Origin of the sequence: Nocardioides sp. (genome assembly GCF_030655615.1) — a bacterium.
GTDB lineage: Bacteria > Actinomycetota > Actinomycetes > Propionibacteriales > Nocardioidaceae > Nocardioides.
Genome location: NZ_JAURVJ010000217.1, coordinates 14,855 through 33,956 on the forward strand (window position 1 = coordinate 14,855; position 19,102 = coordinate 33,956).

The 19,102-nt window shown below is 72.2% G+C and carries 21 protein-coding genes and 2 tRNA genes; 15 read left to right on the forward strand and 8 right to left on the reverse strand.

The annotated features are described in order from the left end of the window. Nucleotide 1: 1 nt before the first annotated feature. Nucleotides 2–412, reverse strand: a complete 411-nt coding sequence (locus Q7T52_RS19125; protein ID WP_304805145.1) for a DUF2752 domain-containing protein — start codon at nt 410–412, stop codon at nt 2–4. Next, nucleotides 393–908 (reverse strand): NINE protein, encoded by a 516-nt coding sequence (locus tag Q7T52_RS19130; RefSeq protein ID WP_304805146.1) that lies wholly within the window; start codon nt 906–908, stop codon nt 393–395. The genes Q7T52_RS19125 and Q7T52_RS19130 overlap by 20 nt, the downstream gene beginning before the upstream one ends. Nucleotides 909–1,022: 114 nt before the next feature. Between Q7T52_RS19130 and recF the strand changes: the two genes are divergently transcribed. Both recF and Q7T52_RS19140 read left to right on the forward strand, forming a co-directional pair. Further along, nucleotides 1,023–2,213, forward strand: coding sequence for a DNA replication/repair protein RecF (gene recF, locus Q7T52_RS19135; RefSeq protein ID WP_304805147.1), 1,191 nt, complete (start codon nt 1,023–1,025; stop codon nt 2,211–2,213). After that, a complete protein-coding gene (locus Q7T52_RS19140; protein WP_304805148.1) occupies nt 2,203–2,784 on the forward strand; it encodes a DUF721 domain-containing protein in 582 nt (193 codons plus the stop codon). The genes recF and Q7T52_RS19140 overlap by 11 nt, the downstream gene beginning before the upstream one ends. Here Q7T52_RS19140 and yidD read toward each other — a convergent pair. After that, entirely contained in the window at nt 2,781–3,212 is a 432-nt protein-coding gene (yidD, locus tag Q7T52_RS19145) for a membrane protein insertion efficiency factor YidD (protein ID WP_304805149.1), read from the reverse strand. The two genes, Q7T52_RS19140 and yidD, sit on opposite strands and share 4 nt — an antisense overlap. Nucleotides 3,213–3,542: 330 nt before the next feature. Between yidD and gyrB the strand changes: the two genes are divergently transcribed. The 6 genes from gyrB to Q7T52_RS19175 all read left to right on the forward strand — a co-directional run bounded on the left by gyrB (nt 3,543) and on the right by Q7T52_RS19175 (nt 9,605). Beyond that, nucleotides 3,543–5,723, forward strand: a complete 2,181-nt coding sequence (gene gyrB / locus Q7T52_RS19150) for a DNA topoisomerase (ATP-hydrolyzing) subunit B (RefSeq protein ID WP_304805150.1) — start codon at nt 3,543–3,545, stop codon at nt 5,721–5,723. 55 nt (nt 5,724–5,778) lie between these two features. Then, on the forward strand, nt 5,779–8,481 hold the full coding sequence (gyrA, locus tag Q7T52_RS19155) for a DNA gyrase subunit A (RefSeq protein WP_304805151.1): 2,703 nt from the start codon (nt 5,779–5,781) through the stop codon (nt 8,479–8,481). Next, a complete protein-coding gene (locus Q7T52_RS19160; RefSeq protein ID WP_304805152.1) occupies nt 8,481–9,212 on the forward strand; it encodes a DUF3566 domain-containing protein in 732 nt (243 codons plus the stop codon). The genes gyrA and Q7T52_RS19160 overlap by 1 nt, the downstream gene beginning before the upstream one ends. Nucleotides 9,213–9,283: 71 nt before the next feature. Beyond that, nucleotides 9,284–9,357: transfer RNA gene (locus tag Q7T52_RS19165), tRNA-Ile, on the forward strand. Nucleotides 9,358–9,382: 25 nt separating this feature from the next. Next, on the forward strand, nt 9,383–9,511 hold the full coding sequence (locus Q7T52_RS19170; RefSeq protein WP_304805153.1) for a DLW-39 family protein: 129 nt from the start codon (nt 9,383–9,385) through the stop codon (nt 9,509–9,511). Between the two features lie 18 nt (nt 9,512–9,529). Next, nucleotides 9,530–9,605: transfer RNA gene (locus Q7T52_RS19175), tRNA-Ala, on the forward strand. Nucleotides 9,606–9,623: 18 nt separating this feature from the next. Here Q7T52_RS19175 and Q7T52_RS19180 read toward each other — a convergent pair. After that, entirely contained in the window at nt 9,624–9,893 is a 270-nt protein-coding gene (locus tag Q7T52_RS19180) for a response regulator transcription factor (protein WP_304805154.1), read from the reverse strand. A 211-nt stretch (nt 9,894–10,104) separates the two neighbouring features. On the opposite strand from Q7T52_RS19180, the gene Q7T52_RS19185 reads away from it, so the two are divergent. Then, nucleotides 10,105–11,043: a B12-binding domain-containing protein gene (locus Q7T52_RS19185; RefSeq protein ID WP_304805155.1), complete on the forward strand. Its 939-nt coding sequence runs from the start codon at nt 10,105–10,107 to the stop codon at nt 11,041–11,043. Between the two features lie 54 nt (nt 11,044–11,097). Further along, nucleotides 11,098–12,066 carry a hypothetical protein gene (locus Q7T52_RS19190; protein WP_304805156.1) on the forward strand — a complete coding sequence of 323 codons (969 nt, stop codon included), beginning with the start codon at nt 11,098–11,100 and terminating at the stop codon, nt 12,064–12,066. Nucleotides 12,067–12,081: 15 nt separating this feature from the next. Here the strand turns inward: Q7T52_RS19190 and Q7T52_RS19195 are convergent, their stop codons facing one another. Further along, nucleotides 12,082–12,867: an MBL fold metallo-hydrolase gene (locus Q7T52_RS19195; protein WP_304805157.1), complete on the reverse strand. Its 786-nt coding sequence runs from the start codon at nt 12,865–12,867 to the stop codon at nt 12,082–12,084. Between the two features lie 49 nt (nt 12,868–12,916). On the opposite strand from Q7T52_RS19195, the gene Q7T52_RS19200 reads away from it, so the two are divergent. After that, nucleotides 12,917–13,639 (forward strand): SURF1 family protein, encoded by a 723-nt coding sequence (locus Q7T52_RS19200; RefSeq protein WP_304805158.1) that lies wholly within the window; start codon nt 12,917–12,919, stop codon nt 13,637–13,639. Beyond that, nucleotides 13,636–13,971, forward strand: coding sequence for a DUF3817 domain-containing protein (locus Q7T52_RS19205; protein ID WP_304805159.1), 336 nt, complete (start codon nt 13,636–13,638; stop codon nt 13,969–13,971). Before Q7T52_RS19200 ends, Q7T52_RS19205 begins: the two co-directional genes overlap by 4 nt. Nucleotides 13,972–14,011: 40 nt before the next feature. Here the strand turns inward: Q7T52_RS19205 and Q7T52_RS19210 are convergent, their stop codons facing one another. Next, entirely contained in the window at nt 14,012–14,671 is a 660-nt protein-coding gene (locus Q7T52_RS19210) for a hypothetical protein (RefSeq protein ID WP_304805160.1), read from the reverse strand. A gap of 146 nt (nt 14,672–14,817) precedes the next feature. Between Q7T52_RS19210 and Q7T52_RS19215 the strand changes: the two genes are divergently transcribed. Both Q7T52_RS19215 and Q7T52_RS19220 read left to right on the forward strand, forming a co-directional pair. Next, nucleotides 14,818–15,336 (forward strand): peptidylprolyl isomerase, encoded by a 519-nt coding sequence (locus Q7T52_RS19215; RefSeq protein WP_304805161.1) that lies wholly within the window; start codon nt 14,818–14,820, stop codon nt 15,334–15,336. A 9-nt stretch (nt 15,337–15,345) separates the two neighbouring features. Beyond that, nucleotides 15,346–16,278, forward strand: coding sequence for a rhomboid family intramembrane serine protease (locus tag Q7T52_RS19220; protein ID WP_304805162.1), 933 nt, complete (start codon nt 15,346–15,348; stop codon nt 16,276–16,278). A 591-nt stretch (nt 16,279–16,869) separates the two neighbouring features. On the opposite strand, the gene Q7T52_RS19225 is transcribed toward Q7T52_RS19220, so the two are convergent. Beyond that, on the reverse strand, nt 16,870–17,343 hold the full coding sequence (locus tag Q7T52_RS19225; protein ID WP_304805163.1) for a cell division protein CrgA: 474 nt from the start codon (nt 17,341–17,343) through the stop codon (nt 16,870–16,872). Nucleotides 17,344–17,390: 47 nt separating this feature from the next. Between Q7T52_RS19225 and Q7T52_RS19230 the strand changes: the two genes are divergently transcribed. Further along, nucleotides 17,391–18,179: a DUF881 domain-containing protein gene (locus Q7T52_RS19230; protein WP_304805164.1), complete on the forward strand. Its 789-nt coding sequence runs from the start codon at nt 17,391–17,393 to the stop codon at nt 18,177–18,179. Between the two features lie 7 nt (nt 18,180–18,186). Here Q7T52_RS19230 and Q7T52_RS19235 read toward each other — a convergent pair. Further along, nucleotides 18,187–19,102 (reverse strand): PASTA domain-containing protein (locus tag Q7T52_RS19235; protein WP_304805165.1); only part of this gene is annotated, 916 nt, incomplete at its 5' end.

Below are 19,102 nucleotides of genomic sequence, written 5' to 3' on the forward strand. Positions count from 1 at the left end.
GCTAGCCAGCCATCCGGAGCACGCCGAACACCAGCCAGGCCGCGCCGACGAGCGCGACCACCGGCCGGCGTACGAGCCGCTCCACCACGGGTGCGGGCGTCGCGCGGCGCCGGGCCCTCAGCACGAGGCCGACCAGCACCAGCAGCCCGCCGACGAGCACGATGCCGAACGGGTTCATCGCCCAGGAGCCGGCGACGTCGCCGTGAGCGAGGTCGACCCACGAGCGCGTCAGGCCGCACGCCGGGCACGGGAGCCCGGTGATCCGGCGGAACGGGCACAGCACCGGCCCGTCGTCGACCGACCCGGCCGGGACCAGGAAGGCGGTCCCGAACGCGACGAGCCCCCCGGCCGCGACCAGCTCGGAGCCGGCGACCGGGGGGCGGAGGGTGTCGTCAGGCGAGCGGGCGACCATCGGAGTCGGGCAGCTTGCGCATCGCGACCAGGACGATGTCGATGATCGACCAGATGCCGCAGCCGCCGAGCGTGATCAGCTTGGCGATGCCGAGTCCGGTGTAGCCGAGGTAGAACCGGTCGACGCCCAGGCCGCCGAGCAGGATCGAGAGCAGCAGGGTGGTCATCCACTCCTTGGTGGAGAACAGACCGGGGACCTGCTTGGCCGGGTACCACTGGTCGGAGCCGTCGGAGCGGACCATCGTGTCGGGCTTGAGGTTGCCGGCGGTGGCCATCTGGGCGAGCTGACCAACCTGCAGCGGGCCCTGCTCCTGACCCATGTTGGAGATGAAGTAGGAGCCGCCACCGGGAGCGCCGTAGCCGGGCTGCTGGCCGTAGGCCGGGGCCGGCTGGCCGTAGCCGGGCTGCTGGCCGTAGGGCTGCTGCGGGGGCTGCGGCGGCTGGGGGGAGCCGTAGGGGTTCTGCGGGGGCTGCTTGGACAACGGGTCTTCGGTCATGGGCGGAACAGTAGGGCCCCGTAGGCTCGGGCGGAACCGCACACGCGAGGCATTGACAACCCGTCTCGACGGCGCAGCGGACGGCAGCAGCGAGGGCAGCAGGAGGATGGTCGGGTGCACGTCTCCCACCTGGCCCTGCACAACTTCCGCTCCTACGGCCTCGTCGACGTCCCGCTGGGTCCCGGTGTCACCGCGTTCGTGGGCCGCAACGGCCAGGGCAAGACCAACCTGGTCGAGGCCGTCGACTACCTGTCCCGGCTGTCGTCGCACCGGGTCGCCGGCGACACCCCGCTGGTGCGGGCCGGCAGCGAGCAGGCGGTAGTACGGGCGGCGGTCGTCAAGGACGGGCGCACAGCGGTCCTCGAGGTCGAGATCAATGTCGGCAAGTCGAACAAGGGACGAATCAACAAGTCGACATTGCCGCGGGTGCGGGACCTCGTCGGCCTGGTCCGGACCGTGGTGTTCTCGCCCGAGGACCTGACCCTGGTCAAGGGCGACCCCGGCGACCGGCGGCGCTTCCTCGACGACCTGCTGGTGCTGCGGACCCCGCGCCTGGCCGGCACGATCGCCGACCTCGAGCGGGTCCTCAAGCAGCGGGCGACCCTGCTCAAGACCGCCGGCCACGCCCGCCGCGGGTCCGCCAACCAGGACGCCGCCCTCTCGACCCTCGACGTCTGGGACAGCCACCTCGCCCAGACCGGCGCCGAGCTGCTCGCCGAAAGACTGGCGCTCGTCGAGCACCTGCGTCCCTACGTCGGCGCCGCCTACGCGACCGTCGCCCGCGGGGCCGGCCGCGACGACGCGGCCATCGCCTACAAGGCGTCGTTCGAGCTCCCGCACTCCGCGACCGTCGACCCCACCCGGCCCGACCGGGGCGAGCTCACCGCTGCCCTCCTGGCCGAGCTCGAGCGACGCCGCAACGACGAGCTAGACCGCGGGGTCTGCCTGGTCGGGCCGCACCGCGACGACCTGCTGCTCTCGCTGGGGCACTCGGTGCCCGACGACGGCGCCTCCACGACCCGGCTCCCGGTGAAGGGCTACGCCTCCCACGGCGAGAGCTGGTCGTTCGCCCTCGCGCTGCGCCTGGCCTCCTACGACCTGTTGCGCGCTGACGGCGACGACCCGATCCTGATCCTCGACGACGTGTTCGCCGAGCTCGACGCCGAGCGCCGGTCCCAGCTCGCCGAGCTGGTCGCCGGGGCCGAGCAGGTGCTCGTGACCGCGGCCGTCGCCGAGGACGTGCCCGACGCGCTCGCCGGCGTCAGGTTCAGCGTGGCCGGAGGAGAGGTGACCCGTGTCGAGTGAGGAGACCCCGGGCCCGAGCATCCCCGACCCCTCCGACGGGCTGCCCGTCGAGCCGGCCGGCGAGACGCACGACGACGACGGCCTCGACCTCGCCCGTCAGGTCACCCGCGCGGCAGCCGGCAGCACCCCTGCCTCCCGGCGCCGCCGGACCCGCCGCGCCCTGCCGCCCGGGGAGGTACGCCGGGGCCGTGTCTCGGGCGCGCATCCCGACGACCGCGACCCCCAGCTGCTCGGCGGCGAGGTCGGGCGGCTCGTCGACCGTGGCGGGTGGGAGCTGCAGCTGCGGATCCGCGGCGTCTTCGCGCGCTGGCCCGAGCTCGTGGGCGACGAGGTCGCGGCCCACTGCACGCCGGAGTCGTTCGCCGACGGCAAGCTCGTCGTCCGCACCGACTCCACCGCGTGGGCCACGCAGCTCAAGCTGCTGACCCCGAGCGTGCTGCGTCGGCTCAACGAGGACCTCGGCCACGGCACCGTGACCATCCTCGAGGTCCTCGGCCCGCACCTGCCCACCTGGAAGAAGGGCCGGCGCTCGACCCGCGACGGCCGCGGACCCCGCGACACCTACGGCTAGCGCGCGGGCGGGACCGGGTCGAGCCGGGGAGCGTCGGTGCCACACCGCCGCAGCCGGCGTACGACGAGCAGCCCGCCGCGCCAGCAGCCGTGCCGCGACACCGCCTGGAGCCCGTAGCGCGAGCAGGTGGGCGTCATCGTGCACACCGGCCGGGACCGGGGCACCGACACGTTGACCTGGTAGCTCCGGATCAGCCGCGCGACCACCCGCCCGAGGACCCCGCCGGGGCGCGCGACCCACGGGTCGACCGCGTCGGCGCGGAAGGCGCCCGGAAGCACGCGCACGAGCAGGAGCAGCGGCGAGAGCATGAACGGACTGCAGTCACCGCAGTCGCCGCAGTCCGCGCAGTCGGCCCAGTCCCGCTTGCGACGACCCTCCTGGCGGCGTCGCGCCCGTCGCTGGCGGTAGCGGGTGAGGGCGTTGCCCATGGGTCCTCCTGCGGATCGAGGGGCCCACCCGGGCCCCGGCCGCGCCCATCATGACCGGCCCAGGGCCCGTCCACACCCCTCGTCCGCGAGGACCGCCCACGAGGCGACCTGGCGGCCCCGACGACGTACAGGACCTAGGTCGCCCCCCTCCCAGGCCGCTCACGACGCACCTACGGGCCGCTGAGAGGCGATCTGTCGAAGTCGCCGTCCACAGGCCGGAGGCCGTTGCGTGAATAGCGGCTCATAAACGGCTATCATGGCGTTCGAGGGTCGCGACCAAAGAGCCGCGACCTTCGCCATGTCCGGCTCCCGCCTGCGAAGAGGTCCCGCGTGTCCGACCAGACCGTCCCCGAGAGCACTCCCGAGACTCCCGGCGACACCCCCGAACCGGCCGCCAGCGAGACCCCCGAGGTGACCGCCGAGGTGACCCCTGAGGAGGTCGCCTCGACCCTGCGCAGCTCGACCGTCGACACCGAGTACGGCGCCTCCTCGATCCAGGTCCTCGAGGGCCTCGAGGCCGTGCGCAAGCGCCCCGGCATGTACATCGGCTCCACCGGCGAGCGCGGCCTGCACCACCTGATCTGGGAGGTCGTGGACAACGCGGTCGACGAGTCGCTCGCCGGCCACTGCGACCGGATCGTGCTCACCCTGCTCGCCGACGGTGGCGTCCGGGTCGAGGACAACGGCCGCGGCATCCCCACCGACACCGCTCCGGGCCAGGAGCTCCCCGCCCTCACGCTCGCCCTGACCGTGCTCCACGCCGGCGGCAAGTTCGGCGGCGGTGGCTACAAGGTCTCCGGCGGCCTGCACGGCGTCGGCATCTCCGTCGTCAACGCGTTGTCGTCGCGGGTGGTGGCCGAGGTGCGCAACCGCGGGCACCTGTGGCGCCAGGAGTTCGCGATCGGCGACCCGACCGGCCCGCTCGACGAGGTCGGCACCATGGCCGACGGCGAGCGCACGGGCACGACGATCACCTTCTACCCGTCGACCACGATCTTCGAGACGACGGTGTTCAACCTCGAGACCATCACCACCCGCATCCGTGAGTACGCGTTCCTCAACAAGGGCCTCGAGATCGTCGTGCGCGACGAGCGCGTCGGCGCCGACGCGGTCGCCGAGGCCGTCGCCGACGACACCGTCGACAACGACCTCGACTCCGCCGGCCACGACGCCCTCGGTGCGGGTGCCGGTGGCGGCACCGAGCAGGTCTTCAAGTACGACCGTGGCCTGGTCGACTACGTGGAGCACCTCAACCGTTCCAAGACCCCGGCCAACCCGAGCGTCATCAGCTTCGAGGCCGAGACCCCGGAGTCGACCGAGAACCACATGAGCCTCGAGATCGCGATGCAGTGGAACACGACCTACTCCGAGTCGGTCCACACCTTCGCCAACACGATCAACACCCACGAGGGCGGCACCCACGAGGAGGGCTTCCGGGCGGCGCTGACCTCGCTGATCAACAACGCCGGCTTCGACTGGGGCCTGATGAAGAAGCAGGAGGACCGGGTGTCGGGCGACGACATCCGCGAGGGTCTGACGGCGATCATCTCGATCAAGCTCGGCGAGCCGCAGTTCGAGGGCCAGACCAAGACCAAGCTCGGCAACACCGAGGCCAAGGGCTTCACCCAGCGCATCGTCAACGACCAGCTCAAGATGTGGCTCGAGCAGAACCCCGCCGAGGGCAAGGACATCGTCCGCAAGGCCCAGGCCGCGGCTCAGGCGCGCCAGGCGGCCAAGAAGGCCCGTGAGCTCGCGCGGTCCCGCAAGGGGCTGCTCGGCGGCGGCGGCCTGCCCGGCAAGCTCTCCGACTGCCAGTCCAACCGGCCCGAGGAGTGCGAGGTCTTCATCGTCGAGGGCGACTCGGCCGGCGGCTCGGCCCGCCAGGGTCGCGACCCGCGCATCCAGGCGATCCTCCCGATCCGCGGCAAGATCCTCAACGTCGAGAAGGCGCGCATCGACAAGGTCCTCGGCAACGCCGAGGTCCAGTCGATCATCTCCGCCCTCGGCACGGGGATCCAGGAGGAGTACAACGTCGACAAGCTGCGCTACCACAAGGTCGTGCTGATGGCCGACGCCGACGTCGACGGCCACCACATCAACACCCTGCTGCTGACGCTGCTCTTCCGCTTCATGCGCCCGCTGATCGAGGGCGGCTACGTCTACATGGCCCAGCCGCCGCTCTACCGGATCCGCTGGACCGGCCCGCCGGCCGACCACGAGTTCGTCTACTCCGACGCCGAGCGCGACTCGATGATGGCCCACGGCCTCGAGAACGGCCGCAAGCTCCCCAAGGAGAACCCGGTCCAGCGCTACAAGGGCCTCGGTGAGATGAACGCCAAGGAGCTGTGGGAGACCACGATGGACCCCGAGCAGCGGCTGATGCTCCAGGTCACCCTCGACGACGCCGCGCACGCCGACGAGATCTTCTCGATCCTCATGGGCGAGGACGTCGAGCAGCGCCGGAGCTTCATCCAGCGCAACGCCAAGGACGTCCGCTTCCTCGACATCTGATCAGCGCCACCGCGCACCCACCTCGCGACGCTGATTCCCGGAAGGTATTGAACTCATGACCCAGACCCCCACCGACGGCGGCACCCCTCCCGGGGGCCGGATCGAGCCGGTCGAGCTGCAGACCTCGATGCAGCGCGCCTACATCGACTACGCGATGGCCGTCATCGTGGGCCGGGCCCTCCCCGACGTCCGCGACGGCCTCAAGCCGGTGCACCGCCGCGTGCTCTACGCGATGTACGACGGCGGCTACCGTCCCGACCGCGGCTACTCCAAGTGCTCGCGCGTCGTCGGCGACGTCATGGGTCAGTACCACCCCCACGGCGACACCGCGATCTACGACACCCTCGTCCGGCTCGCGCAGCCATGGGTGATGCGCGCCCCGCTCGTGCACGGCCAGGGCAACTTCGCCTCGCCGGGCAACGACTCCGCGGCGGCCATGCGTTACACCGAGTGCCGGATGGCGCCGCTGGCCCTCGAGATGGTCCGCGACATCAACGAGGACACCGTCGACTTCCAGCCCAACTACGACGGTCGCTCCGAGGAGCCCGTCGTGCTGCCGGCGCGGTTCCCCAACCTGCTGGTCAACGGCTCGGCCGGCATCGCCGTGGGCATGGCCACCAGCATCCCGCCGCACAACCTGCGTGAGGTCGCCGACGGCGCCAGGTGGGCGCTCGAGCACCCCGACGCCGGCCGCGAGGAGCTGCAGGACGCGCTCATCGAGCGCATCAAGGGTCCCGACTTCCCCAACGGCGCCCTCATCGTGGGCCGCCAGGGCATCGAGCAGGCCTACCGCACCGGCCGCGGCTCGATCACCCAGCGCGCGGTCATCGAGGTCGACGAGGACAACCGCGGCCGTACCTGCCTGGTCATCACCGAGCTGCCCTACATGGTCAACCCCGACAACCTGGCGCTCAAGATCGCCGAGCTCGCCGACTCGGGCAAGGTCCAGGGCATCGCCGACGTGCGCGACGACACCTCCGACCGCACCGGCCAGCGGCTGGTCATCGTCCTCAAGCGCGACGGCGTCGCGCGGGTCGTGCTCAACAACCTGCTCAAGCACACCGAGCTGCAGACCAACTTCAGCGCCAACATGCTCGCCCTCGTCGACGGCGTGCCCCGCACGCTGTCGATCGACCAGTTCATCAGCAACTGGGTCGCCCACCAGATCGAGGTCATCCAGCGGCGCACCCGCTACCGCCTCGCCGACGCCGAGCGCCGCGCCCACATCCTGCGCGGCCTGGTCAAGGCGCTCGACGCCCTCGACGAGGTCATCGCGCTCATCCGTCGCTCGCCCGACGTCGACGAGGCCCGCGAGGGCCTGATGCAGCTGCTCGAGGTCGACGAGCTGCAGGCCACCGCGATCCTCGACATGCAGCTGCGCCGCCTCGCGGCCCTGCAGCGCCAGAAGATCATCGACGACCTCGCGGCCATCGAGCTCGAGATCGCCGACCTCGAGGACATCCTCGCCAACGAGGCCCGCCAGCGGCAGATCGTGTCCGACGAGCTCACCGAGATCGTGGACAAGTACGGCAACGACCGCCGCAGCCAGATCATCGCGGCCGACGGCGACCTGTCGATGGAGGACCTCATCCCCGACGAGGAGCTCGTCGTCTCCATCACCCGCGGCGGCTACGCCAAGCGGACGCTGCGCCACCAGTACCGCACCCAGAAGCGCGGCGGCAAGGGCGTGCGCGGCGCGACCCTGCGCGGCGACGACGTGGTCGAGCACTTCATCGCCACCACCAACCACCACTGGCTGCTGTTCTTCACCACGGCCGGCCGGGTCTACCGCACGAAGGCCTACAACCTCCCCGAGGCGTCGCGCGACGCCAAGGGCGGTCACGTGGCGGGACTGCTCAGCTTCCAGCCCGACGAGTCCATCGCCCAGGTGTTGGCGATCCGCGACTACGACCAGATGCCCTACCTCGTGCTGGCCACCCGCGCCGGGCTGGTCAAGAAGACACGCCTCGGCGACTACAACTCCCCGCGCCAGGCCGGCGTCATCGCCATCAACTTCCGCGAGGACGACGACGAGCTGATCGGCGCCGAGCTGGTCGGGCCCGAGGACGAGATCCTGCTGGTGTCGCGACGCGGCCAGGCCGTGCGCTTCAAGGCCGACGACGGCCAGCTGCGCCCGATGGGCCGCGCCACCTCCGGCGTCACGGGCATGGCCACCGCCGACAGCGACTCGGTGCTGTCGATGTCGGTGATCCGAGCCGAGGAGGCGGCCGCCGAGGACGCCGACGAGAGCGACGACGTCAAGGTGCAGTACGTCTTCACGATGACCGACGGCGGCTACGCCAAGCGCTCGCGCATCAACGAGTACCGCCTGACCAACCGCGGCACCAAGGGCGTCCGCGCGATGACCCTCACCAACGAGGACCGCGGCGGCCTGGTCGGCGCGTTCATCGTCGAGGACGGCGACGAGGTCATGTCGATCACCGTCGGTGGCCAGGTCGTGCGCAGCCCCATCAACGCCGACTTCCGACCGACCGGTCGCTCGACCCAGGGCGTCAAGTTCGTCACGCCCAAGAAGGGTGACTCCGTGGGCGTCGTCGCGCGTTCGGTCGAGGCCAAGATCGTCGAGGAGGAGGGCATCGGCGACGAGCCCGAGACCGACGCCGACGTGGTCCCCGCAGAGGGTGTCGCCGAGGGTGTCGATGACGCCGAAGTTTCGGCGGATGTGGTAGCGGATGACACAATCGCCGACGAGACGTCCAGCACGGACGCCCCCGACCCGGGTGAGGATGAAGCCTGATGAGCGATCGGCCCGCACCGCCGGCCCAGCCACCGGCACCACCCCGCACCCCGCCGCAGGGGCGCCCGCCCCAGCCCGCCCACGACCGGGGGACCGAGCCGGCCAAGGCCCCGGTCACCCCCGCCGCACCCGCGACGAGCCCCGGCGCGAGCCCGGCGGCTGAGCCCACCACCGGGCAGCCCGCCGGCCCCGGTGACACCGCGGTCCGGGTCGGGCTCGCCGAGCGCATCCAGGCCAAGCTCGTCGCCGCCACCTCGTCCGACAGGGAAGGCAAGGAGCCCAAGGGCAAGGACGCCGGCGCCAGCAGCGACGGCACCGTCGTCCCCGCGACCGCGCCGTCCAAGAAGCCCCGACCGCGCGGCCCGCGCCGCGCCCGCCTCCGACTGACCCGCATCGACCCCTGGTCGGTGATGAAGACGTCGTTCCTGCTCTCCATCGCCTTCGGCATCGTCACGGTCGTCGCCGTCGCGATGATCTGGGAGGTCATCGGGGCCGCCGGCGTGTGGGACTCGATCAACGACACCGTCAAGGAGGTCATCGACGAGCCCGGCACCGCCGACTTCGACATCGAGGACTACGTCGGCACCGACCGCGTCCTCGGTTTCACGATGCTGGTCGCCGCCGTCGACGTCGTCCTGATCACCGCCATCGCCACCCTGGGCGCGTTCCTCTACAACATGTCGGCCGCGCTCCTCGGCGGCGTCGAGGTCACCCTCGCCGAGGACAACTGAGGATTCGATACCGATTGGGAGGGTGCTCCCGGGGTGGGATATCGTCCTTCCGCCCGCCTGATCCGCGGTACGGGCCTATAGCTCAGACGGTTAGAGCGCTTCCCTGATAAGGAAGAGGTCACAGGTTCAAGTCCTGTTAGGCCCACCCGTACGACGCCCTGGAGGCGACCATGAAGAAGATCCTGCTGCTCGCCCTCGCGGCCGCTGGTGCGGTCGTCGCCCGGAAGAAGATCTCCGAGGGTCGTACCGAGCAGGCCCTGTGGGCCGAGGCGACCGACGCGGTCACCAAGGCGCACTGAGCCGCTCCGCTCCATCCGGGGGCCTTGGCGCAATTGGTAGCGCACCTGCTTTGCAAGCAGGGGGTTAGGGGTTCGAGTCCCCTAGGCTCCACCACCGTGCAGGACTGTCGGGTCAGCCGGTCGCCTGGTCGGCGCCGTTCTCATTCACGTCGTGGGCGATGGCCCAGATGACGGCCTGGGTGCGCCGGGTGACGCCGATCTTGCGGTACGCCGACCGGATGTAGGTCTTGACCGAGTTGATCGACAGGTAGAGCTGGCCGGCGATCTCGTGGTTGGAGCAACCGCGGGCGATGAGGGCGACGACCTGGTGCTCGCGGTCGGTGAGGTTGCCGGGGTGCGGCGGGCGACGGGACTGGATGCTGGTCACGCGGGTGCAGGTCACGGCGGGCTCTCTGTCTGTCCGACGGACGGCTTCGGGGACCGTCCGGAAGAGCTCGTCCGACTTGTTTGCGCACGAGGGGTCGAGACCAGGGTCGGGCACCGCGGGTCGGGCCGACAGCGCCGAACTTATGCACTGCCCCTGCGCTGCCGGTGCTACCTTGCGCGAGCAGGCCCGACCGCCAGGGCCGCGCCGGCGATCGAGGGTGGTCCACGTGACGGCACCACCGAGTCGAGGCGCGCCCGGGAGCACCCCACCCGACGTCGGCGCGGGACTGCAGATCCATGAGGCGAACGCGTTCCTCGGCGTGCCCGCGCCGACGCTGCGGTCGTGGGAGCTGCGCTACGGCCTGCCGGTGACGCTGCGGAGCCCCGGGGGCCACCGGCGCTACACCGAGGCCGCCCTGCACGAGCTGGGGATGATGCGCGACGAGGTCGCGAGCGGGCGGACCCCCGCGGAGGCGGCCCGGCGGGTGCGGGTCCTCCTCGACGAGCAGAGCGGCACCCGGTCCCGGGTCGAGGGCCTCCTGGCCGGGTCGGAGCGGCACGACGCGTCAGCCATCCGGTCGGTGCTGGAGGAGGCGCGTGCGGCCCTCGGGCTGGCGGCGACGCTGGACGCCGTGGTGCTGCCGACGATGCGCCAGATCGGGGCCTGGTGGGAGACCGGGCGCTGCGACGTCGACCAGGAGACCTTCACCACCGAGGTCGTGCGCGGGTGGCTCGCCAAGCTGACCACCCTGGCCCCGCCGCCGGCCTCCGACCGGTGGGTGCTGCTCGGCACCGGCCCGCACGACGTGCACACGCTCGGCATCGAGGCACTGGGCGCCCTGCTCGTGACGCGGGGCACCGGGTGCCGGGTCCTCGGGGCCCGTACGCCGCAGCACGTGGTGGTCGCCGCCGTACGCGCGTCGTCGCCGGCCGGGGTGGTGATCGTCTCGCACCTGTCGCACCAGCGCCGGGCGGCGGTCGGGTCGCTCGACGCCCTGGCCGCCACGGGCTGCCCGACCTACTACGCCGGCAACGCCTTCCGCTCGGGAGCCTCGCGCCGGGAGGTGCCGGGCACCTACCTCGGCGAGCGCCTCGCCGAGGCGGCCACGACCATCGAGCGCGCGCTCCCCACCGAGCTGCCGCCCGGGCTCGCCAGCGCCGGTTGACGCGCATCGCCCCGGGCGGCCGCGGCCGCTGGGACTCGATGGTTGGATGACCGCATGAGGTTCCGCTCCCTCCTCGTGCTCGCCGCCGTGGCCGCGGTCGCGGCGGGCTGCAGCGAGCCCGCGGACCCGGTCGTCGTCGAACCGACCACCGAGGCGGCGATGGACGCGCCGGCCTACGACCCCGCGCTCGAGCCGGCGGCCGCGGTGCTGGCCGTCGTCCCCGGCGAGGCGACGGTGCTCGAGGTGACCGACTTCGACCAGGTCCGGCTGGCACTCGGCTACGGCGACCTCAGCAGCGCGTCGGAGCCGGCGGTGCTCCGGAGGTTCTGGAGGCAGGCCGAGGCCGAGGCGCCGCTGCTCAGCCCCGGGATGCTGCGCGACCAGGGCACCGAGCGCTACGGCTTCACCCAGGACGACGTGTCCTGGGAGGCGCACTTCACCGGTCCGGCCGGGGAGGGCTTCGTGGTGAAGTTCCGCGACGACCTCGACATGGCCGGCGTCCAGCGCGCGGCAGCCGCGACCGGCGGACCGCTCGCGGGCGCCGTCGTCGTCCCGGCCGTCCAGATCGCCGCCGTGGGGGCGACCCGCGAGCCGACCGAGAGCTGGGCGGCCGACCCCGCGCTCGTCACGCTGGTCGGTCCGAAGGCGGGGGCGACCTACGTGTCGAGCGACTGCCTCGCCGTCGACGAGGCCTTCGGCGGTGACGTCGGCGGTGACCTCGCCGACGACCTCGCCCCGACCCCCGCGGCCGACCTCGGTGCGCTCGACGCCCTCGGGCCCTTCTCGCTCGGCTTCGGTGGCCGGCTGGTCACGGCCCGGCTCGGCGGGACCCGTACCGACGTCTTCGAGCGGGCCAGGCTGGCCGAGACGATGCCCGCGACCGACCCCGAGTTCGGCCTCGGCTACGTCGACCCGGTGGCCGACCCCCGGGACGGCCGGATCGGCTTCACGCTGGGCGACGGTCCCGTGGCGGCGCGGCTGGCGCGCGAGCGGCAGCTGCCGTTCGCGGTCTGCGGCGGCTGACCCCCGGGGCGGAGGTCAGGCCGGCGCGGTCGGGGCGAACGCCTCGAGCTCGACCGGGTCGTGGGCGCTGAAGATCCGCAGCTCGGGGTGGCCCGCCTGGACCAGCTCGCGCAACCGGGCCTGGTTGGCGACGCGGACGGCGTCGTCCTGGGCCAGCACCTTCTGGACCACCCGGAGCACCCGCGGCGTGGTCGGCGGGTCGGTCATGTCGCCGCGGTGGAAGTAGGAGTCGCCTGCGTGCAGCTGCCACCCCTCGGGGACGTCGGGGTCACGCACCGCAACCAGGGCGTGCCCGCGGCTGTGTCCGTGGAGCGGCACCATCAGCACGTCGTCGCCGAGCACGGTCACCGACTCGAAGCCGAACCAGTCGTCGCCCTCCGCGTGGTGGGTGGCGAACCGGGCGTCCTTCCACTGCACCTCGAGGTAGCGGCCGTGCTCCATCCCCTGGGGGTGGCGGGCGGCGTCGAGCTCGGCGTCGTAGACGTGGACCGTGGCCGCGGGGAAGTCGGAGACCCCACCGGCGTGGTCGAGGTCGAGGTGGGTCAGCACGATGTCGGTGACGTCGTCGGCGCGGAAGCCGAGCTCCTCGACCTGGGCCAGCGCCGTCTCCGCCGGCCGCAGCACCGGTCGCATCACCGCCTTGAACGCACGGCCGAGCCGGATCGAGTCGGCCAGGTCGGCGGTGCCGAAGCCGCTGTCGACGAGGAGCAGGCCGTCGGGGCGCTCGACCAGCAGCACGTGGGCGACCATCGGGCCCACCAGGCGGGGGGCGAACGAGGCGCAGTTGAGGTGGTGGATCACCGACGCATCGTGGCAGAACCCGGGTCCGTACGCTGGCAGGGTGCGCCTGATGCTGACCCCGAGGATGCTCGGCGCCCACCTGTTGGCGATCGTCGCCGTCGGCATCGCGGTCGGCCTCGGCGTCTGGCAGTACGACGCCTGGCAGGAGCGCCGCGCGGCCGAGGCCGTCGACCTGACCCAGCGTGACCCGGTCCCGCTGACCGACGTGCTCGGCCCCGACGACCCGTTCCCCGGCGACCAGGTCGGCCAGCCGGTCGAGCTGTCCGGGACCTGGCTGCCCGGGTCGACCGTCCTCGTCTCGGACCGCTTCCGCGACGGGGAGCGGGGGTTCTGGGTCGTCACGCCGGTGGAGGTCGCCGACTCCGCCGTGGCCGTGGTGCGCGGCTGGACCGCGTCGGCGGACGACGTACCGGCGGCGCCCGAGGGCCCGGTCGACCTCGTGGGCTGGCTGCAGCCGGGAGAGGGGTCCGGGGCCCTCGACGACGACCTGACCGACGACGTCTTCCCGCAGCTGCGGATCGCCGACCTGGCCCAGCGCGTCGACGGCGACCTCTACAGCGCCTACGCCGTGGCGCAGGAGGGAGTGGGCGGGCTGCCCGCCGCCGACCTCGAGGAGCTGCCTGACGCGGGGCGGTTCACCGCGCTGCGCAACCTGCTCTACGCCTTCGAGTGGTGGGTGTTCGCGGGCTTCGCGGCCTTCATCTGGTGGCGCTTCGTCCGCGACGCCCTCGCCGAGCAGGCCGTGGGTGACCCGGTAGCGTCGTCGGTGTGAACATCTTCGGTGTCTACCGCGTGCTGGCGCTCGTCGTCGGGGTGCTGCTCGCGTTCTGCTCGTTCGTCGCCGCGCCGCTCAAGTACCTCGTCACCGACGGGACCAGCCTGCAGCGCCTGGGCGAGGACCTGAGCATCCTGTGGTCGGTGCACGGCTTCGTCTTCATCGTCTACGTCGTCGTCGCATTCCTGCTGTCGCGGCGGGCGAGCTGGACCCTCCAGTTCACGATCCTCGCGCTGGTGGCCGGCCTGGTGCCGTTGCTCATCTTCTACGTCGAGCGCGTGGTCGCTGCCCGCGTCCGCGACGAAAACCCAGAGCTCGCCGGCACCTGAGAGGCACCGGCGAGCTCGGGGACGTGCTCGTGGATCTGGGTCAGCGCGGGGCGTCGGGGTCGACGTCGACGACCTCGGCCGGCTCGTCGGGCGTCGTGACCGGGTGCGGCGCCTCGGCCGCGTCGGCGATCGCCTCGTCGGGACCGGCACCGCCCGGGTCGTCGACCGGGGTCGCGGCGGCCGGCGCCGTCGGGGCCGGGGTGGGCGCCGGGGTGGGCGTGTAGGACGACTGCCAGTTGTCGGTCTTCTTGCCGCCCTGGAGCTTCTTGGCGACGACGGCCGCACCGCCGGCGACCGCAGCGAGCAGCACGAGCGTCTTGATCTTGCTGCGCTTCTTGGGCTCCTCGCCCTTGACCTGGGCAACCTTGGCCTCGGCGAGGGTCTTGGCGGCGGACGCCTTCTCCCCGGCGAGCGCGGCACCGCTGGCGACGAGCGGTGCGGCCTTGTCGCGGGCGTCAGCGATGACGGGGGCGACCTTGTCGCGGGCGTCGGCCAGCGCCGGGCCCGCCTTGTCGTAGGCGTCGGCGAGGGCCGGACCGGCCTTGTCCTTGGCGTCCTGGAGCGCCGGGATGGCGGTGTCCTGGACGAAGTCCTTGGCCGAGCCGTAGGCGGCCTCGACGTGCGGGCGGAGGGCGTCGACGTAGTCGTTGGCCTGGTCGATCGCCTGGTCGACCAGCGACTTCTTCTTGCGGAGTCCCATGGCGGACCTCCCTTTCCGGGCCTGACGGCCTGAACGGTCGTGAACCTCCACCCAACCACGGGGCCGCGGCGAGTAGCCACCCCAGGTCGGGTGAGGACACCGTGGCAGGATCGGAGCGTTCACCGGAACCCACGCGAGAGGCAGTCATGGCTGACCTGCAGGCCATCTTCAAGACCAACCGGGGCGACATCACCGTCACCCTCTTCCCCCACCACGCTCCCGAGACCGTGGAGAACTTCACCGGCCTCGCAACCGGCGAGAAGTCGTACTCGACCCCCAACGGGCGCAGCGGCAAGTTCTACGACGGGCTCGGCTTCCACCGTGTCATCTCGGGCTTCATGATCCAGGGCGGGTGCCCGCTCGGCACCGGCACCGGCGGCCCGGGCTACACGTTCAAGGACGAGATCCACCCGGAGCTCGTCTTCGACAAGCCCTACCTGCTCGCGATGGCCAACGCCGGCCCGGGCACCAACGGCTCGCAGTTCTTCATCACCGTCGGCGCGACGCCGTGGCTCAACCGCAAGCACACGATCTTCGGCGAGGTCGCCGACCAGGCGTCCCGCGAGGTGGTCGACGCGATCGGCACCACGCCGACCGGCGCCGGTGACCGTCCGGTCGACCCGGTGATCGTCGAGTCCGTCGAGATCGTCGGCGGAGAGCAGTAGGACCTGTCGATGTCTGACCCCGCTCCCGGCGTGACGGTCTGCTACCGGCATGCCGGGCGCGAGGCCAACATCCGCTGCCAGCGCTGCGAACGCCCGATCTGCACCGAGTGCATGCGCGACGCCGCGGTCGGCTTCCAGTGCCCGTCCTGCATCAAGGAGGGCGCGCGCACCACGCGCCAGGCGGTCGCGCCCTACGGCGGCGCCCGCTCGACCAACCCGGCGCTGACGTCCTACGTCCTCATCGGGATCAACGTCGCGCTGTGGATCGCCGTGGTGGCGACGGGCTGGCAGTCGAGCCGCCTCATCTACCGGCTCTCGCTGCTGCCGGTCGGTCTGTGCGAGTCGGTGGGCGACCCCGACTCCTACTACCGCGCCGACAGCGCGGCGCAGTGCGCCCTGGTCGGCGCCGACGGGCGCTGGGTCGCCGGCGTCGCCGACGGCGCCTACTGGCAGCTCGTCACCAGCGCGTTCATGCACGTCGAGCTGTGGCACATCGCCGGCAACATGCTCGCGCTGTTCTTCCTCGGCCCGCAGGTCGAGTCCGTCCTGGGCCGGGCCCGCTTCCTCGCCGTCTACCTCGTCGCCGGCCTCGCCGGCTCCGCGGCGGCGTACTGGCTCTCCTCGTCCGACAGCTACTCCCTCGGCGCCTCCGGCGCGATCTACGGCCTGTTCGGCGCGCTCGGCGTGCTGATCCAGAAGGTCGGCGGCGACCTGCGCCAGATCGGCGGCCTGCTGGTCGTCAACGTCGTCATCACCTTCGCCGTCCCCAACATCTCCTGGCAGGCCCACCTCGGCGGACTCGTGGGCGGTGCGCTGGTGACCGCGATCATCGTCTACGCCCCCCGCGGCGTCCGGCGCGCGACCGTGCAGTGGTCGGCGTTGTTCGGTGTCGTCGCCCTGCTGCCCCTGGCCGACGTGCTGAGGTCGGCCGTGCTGGTCTGAAGCCGGTCCGAGTTGTCCACAGCTGTGGAGTACGCGGTGGATAACTACACGGGTGTCATTCGTTCAACAGGTGGGGATAACCCTGTGGATAACTCTGACGGCTGGGCGTGGGGTCGTGTGCCTGCCGACGGTCCCAGGACCGTTGCGGGGCACACGACCCCGGCTCCGAGGCGGGGTCGAGTGAGGCCCCTGGTGCGTCGGCCCGGGGCCTGTGGATGACCGGCACGCGCTGCACCGGTCTCGCGCACCGTGTGCGCGATGGAACCCGAGGAGACCGCCGAGCCGGACCGGGCGCTCGAGGCCGCTCGTCGCACCGAGCGCGACGCGTCTCCGGAACGCCTGGTCGCCGACCAGGCCGTGATGGTCGCACGCCGGCAGCTCACCGCGATCGGCATCGACGGGGACGCGGTCGACGCAAACGCGACCGCGCGCCGCTGGGTCGTGCGCACGCCCCGGGTCGCCAGCACGACCAGGATCGTGTGCCTGTGGGTGGGTCAGGGACCGTGCTCAGGCACACGACCCCACACCCGGCTCCGGGCTACCCACCGCACCCCGGCTCGGTGGCTCACGCACCGCCCGAGCGGGCCCGGCTCACTCCCAGCGCGTGGCGAACGTGAAGCCGACGGCCATGAAGGCGATGCCGACGACGAGGTTCTTCTGGTCGAGGTCGTTGAAGACCGGGACCTTCGAGGTGTCCTGGGAGATGGCGTAGAAGGTGCAGATCCAGGCCAGCCCGATCAGGAAGCAGCCGAGCATGCCGACCACCACGCCGCGGCCGCGGCCGAGGGGGGTCGACGGGTGGGCGGAGATGACCAGGCCGAGGAAGAAGACCCCGAAGCCGATCAGGTAGTTCCAGCCGCCGAGGTCCTTCATGAAGCCGGGGCCGGTGGCGGGGAACGCCTCGCCCTGGTCGTTGAAGCCCTCGGGGGCACGCACGCCGATGTAGTAGAACGCGATGTAGGCGATGCCCGCCGCCATGAGCAGCAGGGCGAGCCCGAAGCGCACGCTGAGGACCGGCCCCCGGTCGGGGTTGAAGGTCTGCTGCTTCGCCTTGAGCTTGGCCACGGGTTCGCAATCCTTTGGGTCGATGAGTCGCGGGATACCTTAGTCGGGTGACGCCTGGCGACCGAAACGAGCCCGCACCCGGGCGACGGCTCCGCTGGCGCGTCGGCACCCCGCTCGTCGTGCTGCTGTCAGGCGCGCTCTTCGCCGTCAGCGCGACCAACAGCGAGGGCACCGACCTCCGGCCGGGCCGCTACACCGACCTGGCGAGCCTGACCGAGGCCGAGTCCCGGGCCTACCAGGACCTCCAGGCCGAGTCGACCGAGCTCAAGGCCGAGGTCGATCGGCTGACCGGCGAGGTCGACGACGCCCGCGTACGCCGGGAGGAGCGCCGGGCCGACCGGCTGCGGGGGCGCGCCGGGCTGATGGCGGTCACCGGGCCGGGCGTGACGGTGGTGATGTCCGACGCCGACCAGGACGTCCTCGAGGCGGCGGTCCAGGGGTCCGAGGACGGGTCCGACGCCGACCTCAACCTGTTCCCCTTCGTCGTGCACCAGCAGGACATCCAGGCCGTCGTCAACGCCCTGTGGGCCGGCGGCGCGCGCGCCGTGACGATCCAGGGCCAGCGCATCGTCACGACCACCGGCATCAAGTGCACCGGCAGCGCCGTGCAGCTCCAGGGCGTGCCCTACCCGGCTCCCTACACGATCCAGGCCGTGGGCGACCCGGCCGACCTCGTCGACGCCCTCGACGCCGACAGCGACGTCAGCGGCTTCCGGGCCGACGCCGACCGCCCGGAGGTCGGGGTCGGCTGGGAGCTCGAGGAGCTGGACCGGGTCGAGGCGCCGGCCTACGCAGGGCTGCTCGACATCGACCAGGCCCGCCCCCTCCGCGGCTAGCAGGACCCTAGGGAGTCGGCACCGTCGGCGACGTGGGATCGGTCGGCAGCGTCGTCGGTGGGGTGGTGGGGGGCTCGGTGGTCGGCGGGCTGGTGGGCTCGACGTAGACGGTGACGAAGATCGTCACCACGCTGCCCTCGGGCAGCGTCGTGTCGGGCGCCTGGGCCTGGTCGGTGACCTTGCCCGCGTCGGCGCGCACCGAGGTCTCCTCGCCGTCACGGACGTCGGCCACGAACCCCGCCGCCTCGATCAGCTGGGTCGCCACGTCGACGTCGCGGCCGACGAGGGTGGGCACCTTCTCCGGGCCGTCGGAGTAGGTGATGGTGATCGCGGTGTCCTTGGCGACCATCTCGCCGCCGGCGGGGCTCTGGGTGAGCACCTCGCGCGCGGGTCGGTCGCTCTCGTCCTCGGTCTTGCGGATCGTCGTGAAGCCGGCGGCCTGGAGGCGGGCGACGGCGTCCTTGACGGACTTGCCCGTCACGTCGGGCACCTCGACCTCCTCGCGGCCGATCGAGACGGTGAGCGTGATCTCGCTGCCGGGGTCGACGAAGTCGTCGCCCTGGGGATCCTGGTCGATGACGTCGCCGGCCGCGACGGTGTCGCTGTTGACGAGGGTGACCGGCTCGCGCACGGTCAGGCCGGCCTGCCCGATGGCGGTCCGGGCCTGCTGCTCGGTCATGCCGATGGTGTCGGGGACCGGCGTGCGCTCCGGCGAGTCGGGGAAGAGCGAGTCCTGGACGAGGAAGAACCCGGCCACCAGCAGGGCCACCACGAGCAGGCCGAGCACGATCCACAGGCCGGTCCGGGGCGGGTTGTCGGCCGGGGGGAGCGCCGCGGGCTCGGGACGCCGGGGCGCCGTGGCCACGGGGACCGGCACGGGGGCGGGCCGCGGCGGGGCCGGCTCCGCCACCGGAGGCGGGGAG

Bases quoted from the DNA above. Each gene is read 5' to 3' on its own strand.
- Q7T52_RS19125 (WP_304805145.1), bottom strand. From the start codon at position 412: ATGGTCGCCCGCTCGCCTGACGACACCCTCCGCCCCCCGGTCGCCGGC.
- Q7T52_RS19130 (WP_304805146.1), bottom strand. From the start codon at position 908: ATGACCGAAGACCCGTTGTCCAAGCAGCCCCCGCAGAACCCCTACGGC.
- yidD (WP_304805149.1), bottom strand. From the start codon at position 3,212: ATGGGCAACGCCCTCACCCGCTACCGCCAGCGACGGGCGCGACGCCGC.
- gyrA (WP_304805151.1), top strand. From the start codon at position 5,779: ATGACCCAGACCCCCACCGACGGCGGCACCCCTCCCGGGGGCCGGATC.
- Q7T52_RS19160 (WP_304805152.1), top strand. From the start codon at position 8,481: ATGAGCGATCGGCCCGCACCGCCGGCCCAGCCACCGGCACCACCCCGC.
- Q7T52_RS19170 (WP_304805153.1), top strand. From the start codon at position 9,383: ATGAAGAAGATCCTGCTGCTCGCCCTCGCGGCCGCTGGTGCGGTCGTC.
- Q7T52_RS19190 (WP_304805156.1), top strand. From the start codon at position 11,098: ATGAGGTTCCGCTCCCTCCTCGTGCTCGCCGCCGTGGCCGCGGTCGCG.
- Q7T52_RS19200 (WP_304805158.1), top strand. From the start codon at position 12,917: ATGCTGACCCCGAGGATGCTCGGCGCCCACCTGTTGGCGATCGTCGCC.
- Q7T52_RS19210 (WP_304805160.1), bottom strand. From the start codon at position 14,671: ATGGGACTCCGCAAGAAGAAGTCGCTGGTCGACCAGGCGATCGACCAG.
- Q7T52_RS19215 (WP_304805161.1), top strand. From the start codon at position 14,818: ATGGCTGACCTGCAGGCCATCTTCAAGACCAACCGGGGCGACATCACC.
- Q7T52_RS19220 (WP_304805162.1), top strand. From the start codon at position 15,346: ATGTCTGACCCCGCTCCCGGCGTGACGGTCTGCTACCGGCATGCCGGG.